We start from the raw sequence: 8,541 nt of genomic DNA, 5'->3' as shown, positions 1-8,541 counted from the left end.
CCGTTGCCCGACAGCAGCGACAGGGTCGCTGCCTTTGCCTGGTAATCCAGCTTGCGCCCGGCCAGTGTGATCGAATAGTTGGTGGTCTGCGGCGGCGGCAGCAGGGACAGCACACCGCCCGCAGGTGCCGGCCGCTCCGCCGTTTCAGCCAGGACGGGCTGCGCCAGGACGGCAAGCATCGGCAGGATGAGGAAGATCAGTTTCAGCTTGACCGGCATGATGGCTCCGCGAGAACGACTCCCGCATAGGTATGGCCGAGAGGATCGAAGTCAAAGGAAATGGCTGTCTTGAACCTGCAACGGCTTGCGCTAATGTGAGCCGGAATGCAGTCGAACATCTCTCTCGATCGGTTTGGACACTGGAGCGGTGGTGTCGCCGCCGCGGCCATGGCTGCAACGCCCGAAGAATTGTCCGCTCGCTTCACAGCGGCGGCGAGCGGACTGCTTGGCTCCGACCGCGCCTATGTCGGCTTCTACCGTCGAGACATCACATCCCTGACCATCGACGATGCCGGCCCCGATCGCTGGAACCGCGACTACGATGCACGACTGTATCGCCAGGATCCCTTCTTCCAGAGGTTCGCCAGCACAAGACAGGATTTCCTGTTGCCGCTGTCGGCACTCCGCAATGGCGACTTCCAGCGTACCCCCTACTATCGCGAATTCTTCGGCCCTTCCGACAGTTTCGACGAGATCACCGGCGTGTTCAATCTCGACGGGCTGACCGCTGGCTATGTCACCTTCCTGCGGCGAAACGGGGCACCGGCCTTTGGCGATCAGGATCTGGAGATGGCTTACGCGGCAAGCAGCGCGACAAGGCTCATTCTGCAAAGATTGCTTCATCTGTGCCGCTCCCGGGACAAGGGCGCCGCAATCGGTGACGGACGCTCGCGGCTGAGCAGGCGCGAGGCCGAGGTTGCGCGGCATCTGGTCGAGGGTGGCAACGCCAAGACGATTTCGCGAAGCCTCGCCGTCTCACCCGGCACCGTCCGCAACCACATCAAGCAGATCTACCGCAAGCTCGGCGTGCACTCCCAGGTCGAGCTGCTGGCGGCCTTCCGCGAAGCCGCTTGAGCCTGACGGCTTACGCCGGCGCTATTGCCCCGTCACGATGCGCGTCCACATGCGGTTTTGTGATCGCAGCAGCTTTGGGTCGTTGTTGTCGACCACGAACAGCTTGGCCTTCACGGCATCAGGCGGAAAGACGCCGGGATCGCTGGCTATCGCCTTGTCCATCAGCGGCAGGGATTCCGGTATCGCATTGGCATAGGAGACATAGCTGGAATTGGCCGCGGCGATATCGGGCCGCAGATTGAAGTTGATCCAGGCCTGGGCGTTGTCGGGATGCGGCGCATCTTTCGGCACCACCATCGTATCGAAGTTGATGAGCGTGCCTTCTCTGGGGATGGAATAGGCGATCTCCAGCTTCTTCACGGATTCCGCCGCACGGGTCCTTGCCTGAAGTATGTCGCCCGACCAGCCCAACACCACGCAGATGTCGCCGTTGGCGAGGTCGTTGATGTATTTCGACGAATGGAAATAGCGGATGTAGGGCCGCACCTTGCCCATCAGGTCCTCGACCTTGGCGAGGTCGTCGGGACTGGTCGATCTGGGGTCGATGTGAAGATAGTTCATCGCCATCGGGATGACTTCAGCCGGCGCATCGATCATGGCCACGCCGCAATCGGAGAGCTTCTTGACCACGTCCACGTCGAAGACCATGGCGAAGGAATCCGTCGGCGCGTCCGGCAGCCGCTGCTTCACCGCGGCGACGTTGTAGCCAATGCCGTCGGTGACGGCCATATAGGGCACGGCATGCAGGTTCTGCGGATCGGCGCCCGCGATCAGCGCCAAGGCCTGCGGATCGATCTTCGAATGGTTGGCAAGCTTCGATTTGTCGAGTTCCAGGAACGCCCCCGCCTTCACCTGGTTCTTCAGGAACGGATAGGCTGAGGGGTAGACTACGTCATATCCCGAGCCGCCGGTGAGCAGCTTGGTTTCAAGTACCTCGTTGCCGTCATAGACATCGTAGCGAACCTTGATGCCCGTTTCCTTCTCGAATTTCTCGGCGGTGTCCGGCGCGATGTAGTCGGACCAGTTGTAGACGTTGACGATCTTTTCCTCGTCAGCCGAAGCCGCATTTGCGCAGACGCCGCAGGCAAGCAGGGTTGAGAAGATCAGAGCGCGCATAAATGTCCTCCGTTTTCGCTATCTGTTTTCGGCATGCGTCGTCCCTCAGCGTCGCTGCGGGGCATAGACCGGCAAGGTGATGCAGGCGACATTGCCGCCGCCCAGCAAGATCTCGCGCGAGTTCTCGATGCCGACTATCTTGTGGTCGGGAAACAGCTCGGCCAGCGTCTGCTTGGCCTTCACATCGAGATCGCAGCCGAACTGCGGTACCACCACGACGCTGTTGCCCGGATAGTAGTTGATGTAGCTCGCCGCGATCCGGTTTCCGGCCGGTCGCGCCCAGGTCGAATCCAGCCGGTCCACGCTCTCGCTTTCTTCCGGCGTCATCTCGATCGGCAGGGGATGCGGCAGCCGGTGGATCTCCAGTGCGCGGCCACGCGCATCACGGGCCGAACGCAGCACCTCTTCGGCTTCTCGCACAATCTCATATTGCGGGTCCTCCCGATTGTCGGTCCAGCTCAGCACGACCACGCCGGGACGCACGAAGCAGCAGACGTCATCGACATGGCCGTCGGTTTCGTCGAAGGCAAGGCCACGCGGCAGCCAGATGACGGTGTCGACGCCGAGATAGTCACCAAGCTGGCGTTCCACCTCGGCCTTGCCGAGATGAGCGTTGCGATTTCGGTTGAGCAGGCATTGCTTCGTCGTGATGAGGGTGCCCTGGCCATCGCATTGCAACCCGCCGCCCTCGGCGATCAGCGGTGCGCGGTAGCGATCCATGTTCTCGATTTCGAGCACTTTTTGCGCTGCCAGATCATCGAGGTCCCATGGCGCGTAGAGGCCGCCGTCAAAACCGCCATAGGCGTTGAAGATCCAATCGACGCCACGCACGCCGCCTTGATCGTTGACGACGAAATTGGGACCGCTGTCGCGCAACCAGGAATCGTTGGTGGACATCTCCACGACACGCACATGGCCGGGCAATCGCGCTCGGGCATTCTGCCACTGGCGAGCGGAGGCCGCCACCGTCACTGGCTCGCTTTGCGCGATCGCCGCGGCGACATCCACGAACAGCTTTTGCGCGGGCTTGGCGCCGAGGCGCCAGGTGTCCGGCCGCTCCGGCCAGATCAGCCAGCAGCCTGACTTTGGTTCGAATTCGCCGGGCGCGCGAAACCCATCCTGTTTCGGCCTTGTCGAGAGGGTACGGGGCATCTTGGGACCGCCGGGAAATGGAGTGATGACTTGCCCGGATCAGACGTTTTTGGGACCTTGTCCGTCAATGTCCCATTTGGGATATCGGTGTTGACCGCTGTCTCCTGTTGCGGAACGGCATTGCCTTGCCACGGTGATCGGCGCAAATCTCGACCGGACGGCGTATGCCGGTGACGCAAGCAGTCGACGAAAGGGGAAAAGCGGATGGATGCGACCGAACTGAAGGCCATGCAGGCGCCGCTGAAGCAGGCCTACCGTGACGATGCTTCGCAGGCTCTGATCACGCTTCGCGCCAAGGGCTCGATCGATGACCAGTCGGTTGCCTGCAAGGTGGAGACGGGCAGGGCGCTCGCCATCGCCGGCTTGCATCCGGCAACAGGCGGCTCAGGGCTTGAACTCTGCTCGGGCGACATGCTGCTGGAGGCCTTGGTCGCCTGCGCCGGGGTGACGCTCAAGGCGGTGGCGACGGCGCTCGAGTTCAAGCTCGGCGCCGCCACGGTGGAGGCCGAAGGCGATCTCGATTTTCGCGGCACGCTCGGTGTCGCCAAGGATGCACCGGTCGGCTTTCGCGCCATCCGGCTCAATTTCAACCTCGACACCGCTGAGCCGCAGGAGCGGGTAGACTCGCTGCTGAAGCTGACCGAGCGTTATTGCGTGGTGTTCCAGACCATCAGCCAGAAGCCGGAGCTGACGGTGAGCGCACGCCGCTGATGCTTACTGCGCCGACGGTTCTTCGGCGTCGCCCTCGTCAGTGAAGGGCGAGGCGCTCGGCACGCATTGCACCGACCAGCCGGCCGGTGTCGGCTGCTTCTGATATTCGGTGATGGCGGCGGTGCACTGTTCGCGTTTGTCGAAGGTGCTGGGCAGCACGACCATGCCGCCTTGCGGGCCGGCGATTACCAGATACCAGACCAACGCTGCTGCGGTCGTAGCCATGGGGATTTCCTTGTTCTGCCAGTTGGGCGCTGTTGTGGGAGTCGCTGTGACCCTACCAACTCCATGGAAATGACGAAAGCCTGACCGCCGCACAGCTTCCCGCCGTCACATCACAGCCGCGTGATGTGACGGGGGTTTCCAGCCCGATTTCGAAGCGCAATCGGCTCAGTTGGTGGCAAAACAATAGAACAAGCCATCGCCCCCGGTGCCCTTGAGCGCCTCCTGGCTGCAGCCGCCGCGCGAGGCGTGCGAGGAATTCCAGGATTTGGCCGCTGCCGAATCGTCGAGACCGGCGCGGTCATGATGGCCCATCATCGCGGCGCCTTCCGCCCCGCTCATCGTCCAGTTGCCGCAGGTCTGGTCGGCGATCTTGGTGCCGTCGGGCTTGGAGCCGGTCAGCACGTCGTGGCGGTTGGGCGTGTCGCCGCGGCCGTTGACCGCTTCGCCTTTCTCGTTGAGCGCTGTCTGTTTGGTGATGCCGTTGGCATCGCTGTGCAACGAGGCGACATCGTCGGCGATCTTGACGCCCTTGGCGTTCACCCATGGCCCCTTGCCGATGCGGTCGCGGGCGTCGGTGTCGCTGGTCGACAGATAGGCGGCCCAACTCTTGCCGGTGACGCCGGCGGCTTCCGCCAACGACGCGCAATGCGCGTCGGCGCCCTTGAGGCCGCCGAGGTCGGCACCCTTGCCGGAACCGACACTGGTGACGAAGAAGCTCATCTTGGCATCTTGCGAGTAAGCGGCGCCCGCGGCTGCGATCAGGGTGGCGGCGGTGGCGAGAAGCAGTTTACGCATGTCGGTCCTCCGGTTGGTCTTCGACGGGTTACATCAGAAGAAACGTTGCCGGAGGCCTGTTTAATCCCTACGCATGTCGCCTAAAAGTATGCAGTGGTTTTTGGGAAACCGACATGCGGCAAAAAAGGCTCTAGTTTTATTCCGGCTGGCGATAGGCGACGAACCGATTGTGCTTGGCCTGAAAGATCAATCCGGTCTCTTTCAGGTCCGGGCTGGCCAGCGGCACGATGCGTTTGGCGATCTCGGAGGGATGCGGCAACGTCTCGGGATCTTCGCCCGGCACTGCTTGGGCACGCATGGCGGTGCGGGTGGCGCCGGGGTCGGCGGCATTGACCCGGAGCGGCAGGCTCTGCGTCTCATGCGCCCAGGAGCGCATCATCGTCTCCACCGCGGCCTTGGACGCCGCGTAGGGTGCCCAGAAGGCACGCGCCGAGTGCGCTGCGTTGGAAGACAGGATGATCGCTCGTCCAGCGTCGGAGAGCCGCAGCAGGGGGTCGACGGAGCGGATCAGCCGCCAGGTCGAGGTGACGTTGATGGTCATCACCTTCTCGAAGGTTTTTGCTTCGACATGACCGATCGGCGAGATGACGCCGAGCACGCCGGCATTGGCGACGAGAATGTCGAGCTTGCCCCAGCGTTCGTGGATGGCGCCGCCCAGGCGGTCGATACCGGCCATGTCGGCGAGGTCGAGCGGCACCAGTGTCGCCTGGCCGCCGGCCGCCTTGATCTGATCGTCGAGCTCTTCCAGTCCTCCGACAGTGCGCGCCACCGCAATGACATGCGCGCCGGCTGCAGCCAATTCCTTGGCAATGAAATAGCCGATCCCGCGCGAGGCGCCGGTGACGACCGCAACGCGGCCGGAAAGGTCAAGGGTCATGCGATGGATTCCGGGAATTTGACTAACGCTGATGACGGTCCCGCCTACGTCCCGCTCGTCGCCAGCAGCGACAGCGTGCGCACATTGTCGTGGCCTTCGAAGTCGAGCAGGCGGGTCGGATACTGGCCGGTGAAGCAGGCATCGCAGAATTGCGGCTGGTCGTTGTCGCGGCTGGCCTCGCCGACCGCGCGGTAGAGCCCGTCAATGGTGAGGAAGCCGAGCGAATCGACGCGAATGAACTCGGCCATCTCCTCGATCGACATGCGCGATGCCAGGAGCTTCGATTTCTCCGGCGTGTCGACACCGTAGAAACAGGAGGCGCGTGTCGGCGGTGAGGCGATGCGCATATGCACCTCCTTGGCGCCGGCGTCGCGCACCATCTGCACGATCTTCTGGCTGGTGGTGCCGCGCACGATACTGTCGTCGACCAGCACCACGCGCTTGCCCTCGATCATGCGGCGGTTGGCATTGTGCTTCAGTTTGACGCCCATGTGGCGGATCGAATCGCCCGGCTGAATGAAGGTGCGGCCGACATAATGATTGCGGATGATGCCGAGTTCGAAGGGAATGCCTGCGGCCTGGCTGAAGCCGATCGCCGCCGGCGTGCCCGAATCCGGCACCGGCACGACGATGTCCGCCTCGACCGGGCTTTCAACCGCCAGCTCGGCGCCGATGCGCTTGCGCACCTCATAGACGTTGCGGCCTTCCACCGAGGAATCCGGCCGCGCGAAATAGACATATTCGAAGATGCAGAAGCGGGTCTTCTGCGGCTCGAAGGGGAACAGGCTCTCGATGCCCTTGGACGTGACGACGACCATCTCGCCGGGCTTCAGGTCGCGAACGAAACGCGCGCCGATGATGTCGAGCGCGCACGTTTCGGAGGCCAGGATCCAGGCGCCGTCGAGATCGCCGAGCACCAGCGGCCGGATGCCGAGCGGATCGCGGCAGCCGATCATCTTCTTGGCCGTCATCGCCACCAGCGAAAACGCACCCTCGACCTGTCGCACCGCATCGATGAAGCGCGAGTTCAAATCGCGCTCCTTGCTGGTGGCGACGAGATGCAAAAGCGTCTCGGTGTCGGAGGTGGAGGAGAAGATCGCGCCTTGCTTCTGCAGCGCGCGCTGCACGGTCATGGCGTTGGTCAGATTGCCGTTGTGGGCGACGGCGAAGCCGCCATCGGCCAATTCGGCGAAAAAGGGCTGGATGTTGCGCATGCCGGCGCCGCCAGTCGTGGCGTAGCGCGTATGGCCGATGGCGCGGTTGCCTTGCAGGCTGTCGATGACGCGCTGCTTGGTGAAGGTGTCGCCGATCAGGCCGACATGGCGTTCGACATGGAACTGGCTGCCGTCATAGGAAACGATGCCTGCCGCTTCCTGGCCGCGATGCTGCAGCGCATGCAGGCCCAGTGTGACGATGGCCGCGGCGTCCTGCCGGCCGAAAATGCCGAACACACCGCATTCGTCGTGGAAATGGTCGTCGGCCTCGGCGGAAAGCACGTCGTCTGCGTCTGCCATCTTAAGCTCCGCTAAAATCGCCATATAATGCGGGTTCGCGCCGAAAGCAACGCGGGCCGTGCGGTCGTTCACACCATCGTCGGATCCTGACGCCGTTTTCGGCGTCAGTTTGCCGGCGCCGCCGGTGCCGGAGCGTTGTTGGCCGGAGGTGTTGCGTCATTGTCGTCAGGCGCTGGCGTGTTGGCATCGTCGCCGCCCGCCGGAGCATCCGCGGCCGGTGCGTCCGGAGCAGCTGGCGTCTCGGCGGCCGGCTGATTCGGATTGAGCTTCTTGAGAATCGCGTTTTCCGGATCCTCGGGCAGCAGGCTTTCGAGCTTGGCGCCGATCTGCTCCAGCAGCGGCCGCGACTTGGCCTCCGTGACCCAGGCCGGTGCCTTGGCGCCAGCCAGCCAGTTGAAGAACAGCAGTGCGACGGCGACGACCAGGATGCCGCGCGCGGCGCCGTAGAGGAAACCGAGCGTACGGTCGAGCGCGCCGATCCGCGAATCGATGATCCAGTCGGCGAGCTTCATGGTGATGACCGATACGACGATCAGCGCGACGATGAAGACGACGCCGGCGGCGGCCGCCATGGCGATCTTTTCATTCTCGATGTAGGGCGCGAGGTAAGGCACAACCGGCTTGTAGAAGAAGAACGCCGCCGCTGCCGCCGCTGCCCAGGAGACGACGGACAGGACTTCGCGCGAAAAGCCGCGAACCATGGCGAGCATCGCCGAGACCAGAGTGAAGCCGACGAGAATTCCGTCAAGCAGCGTAATCGGCATGTCTTTCGCCCCACTCCATGAGCCGCATTATAGCGCGGAACATCGGGCTCTGAGTCCGATGCTCTAATCTTCTTCGTCCACGCGGCTTCGGCGTGAGCCGGCTATGCGTGCCACGAGGTCGGCAAGCTCGGTCGGCTGGAAAGAACCGGACCCGATCCCCCCGGCCAGTTCCCCGCTGCCCGAAGGCAGAACCGCGCTTCCAAAACCCAGCTTTTCGGCTTCCTTGAGGCGCTGTTGCGCATGCGCAACCGGCCTCACGGCGCCCGAAAGGCTGATTTCGCCGAAATAGACGCAATCGGCGGGAAGGGCAAGAC

The 8,541-nt window shown here is 63.3% G+C and carries 9 protein-coding genes and 2 pseudogenes; 2 read left to right on the top strand and 9 right to left on the bottom strand.

Translation table 11 applies throughout. The features are described from left to right. Positions 1-218 (bottom strand): annotated as a pseudogene (locus EN984_RS13610) (peptidase S10); the annotation flags it as partial. Positions 219-323: 105 nt separating this feature from the next. Here EN984_RS13610 and EN984_RS13605 point away from each other — a divergent pair. Next, positions 324-1,073: a helix-turn-helix transcriptional regulator gene (locus EN984_RS13605; protein WP_127269959.1), complete on the top strand. Its 750-nt coding sequence runs from the start codon at positions 324-326 to the stop codon at positions 1,071-1,073. A gap of 21 nt (positions 1,074-1,094) precedes the next feature. Here EN984_RS13605 and EN984_RS13600 read toward each other — a convergent pair whose 3' ends face one another. After that, a complete protein-coding gene (locus EN984_RS13600; protein ID WP_127269957.1) occupies positions 1,095-2,189 on the bottom strand; it encodes a polyamine ABC transporter substrate-binding protein in 1,095 nt (364 codons plus the stop codon). A 45-nt stretch (positions 2,190-2,234) separates the two neighbouring features. Next, the gene (gene aguA / locus EN984_RS13595; RefSeq protein ID WP_127269955.1) at positions 2,235-3,341 is read right to left on the bottom strand and encodes an agmatine deiminase; all 1,107 of its coding nucleotides are present in this window, start codon (positions 3,339-3,341) and stop codon (positions 2,235-2,237) included. 204 nt (positions 3,342-3,545) lie between these two features. Here aguA and EN984_RS13590 point away from each other — a divergent pair, with 204 nt between their 5' ends. After that, on the top strand, positions 3,546-4,052 hold the full coding sequence (locus EN984_RS13590) for an OsmC family protein (protein ID WP_127269953.1): 507 nt from the start codon (positions 3,546-3,548) through the stop codon (positions 4,050-4,052). Between the two features lie 3 nt (positions 4,053-4,055). Here the strand turns inward: EN984_RS13590 and EN984_RS13585 are convergent, their stop codons facing one another. From EN984_RS13585 to EN984_RS13560, 6 genes and pseudogenes are all read right to left on the bottom strand, one after another. After that, positions 4,056-4,277, bottom strand: coding sequence for a hypothetical protein (locus EN984_RS13585; protein WP_013532531.1), 222 nt, complete (start codon positions 4,275-4,277; stop codon positions 4,056-4,058). A gap of 165 nt (positions 4,278-4,442) precedes the next feature. Then, positions 4,443-5,072 (bottom strand): hypothetical protein, encoded by a 630-nt coding sequence (locus EN984_RS13580; protein WP_127267854.1) that lies wholly within the window; start codon positions 5,070-5,072, stop codon positions 4,443-4,445. Between the two features lie 136 nt (positions 5,073-5,208). Continuing rightward, a complete protein-coding gene (locus EN984_RS13575; protein WP_013532529.1) occupies positions 5,209-5,949 on the bottom strand; it encodes an SDR family NAD(P)-dependent oxidoreductase in 741 nt (246 codons plus the stop codon). Between the two features lie 44 nt (positions 5,950-5,993). Continuing rightward, entirely contained in the window at positions 5,994-7,463 is a 1,470-nt protein-coding gene (purF, locus tag EN984_RS13570; RefSeq protein ID WP_013532528.1) for an amidophosphoribosyltransferase, read from the bottom strand. Positions 7,464-7,567: 104 nt separating this feature from the next. Beyond that, a complete protein-coding gene (locus tag EN984_RS13565) occupies positions 7,568-8,227 on the bottom strand; it encodes a CvpA family protein (RefSeq protein WP_127267853.1) in 660 nt (219 codons plus the stop codon). 63 nt (positions 8,228-8,290) lie between these two features. Continuing rightward, positions 8,291-8,541: pseudogene (locus EN984_RS13560) on the bottom strand (DNA repair protein RadA); the annotation flags it as partial.

Origin of the sequence: Mesorhizobium sp. M7A.F.Ca.CA.004.12.1.1, from assembly GCF_003997835.1 — a bacterium.
Classification (GTDB): Bacteria; Pseudomonadota; Alphaproteobacteria; order Rhizobiales; family Rhizobiaceae; genus Mesorhizobium.
The sequence above is the reverse complement of the archived record's forward strand: the minus strand, read 5'-3'. Positions and strand labels throughout refer to the sequence as shown.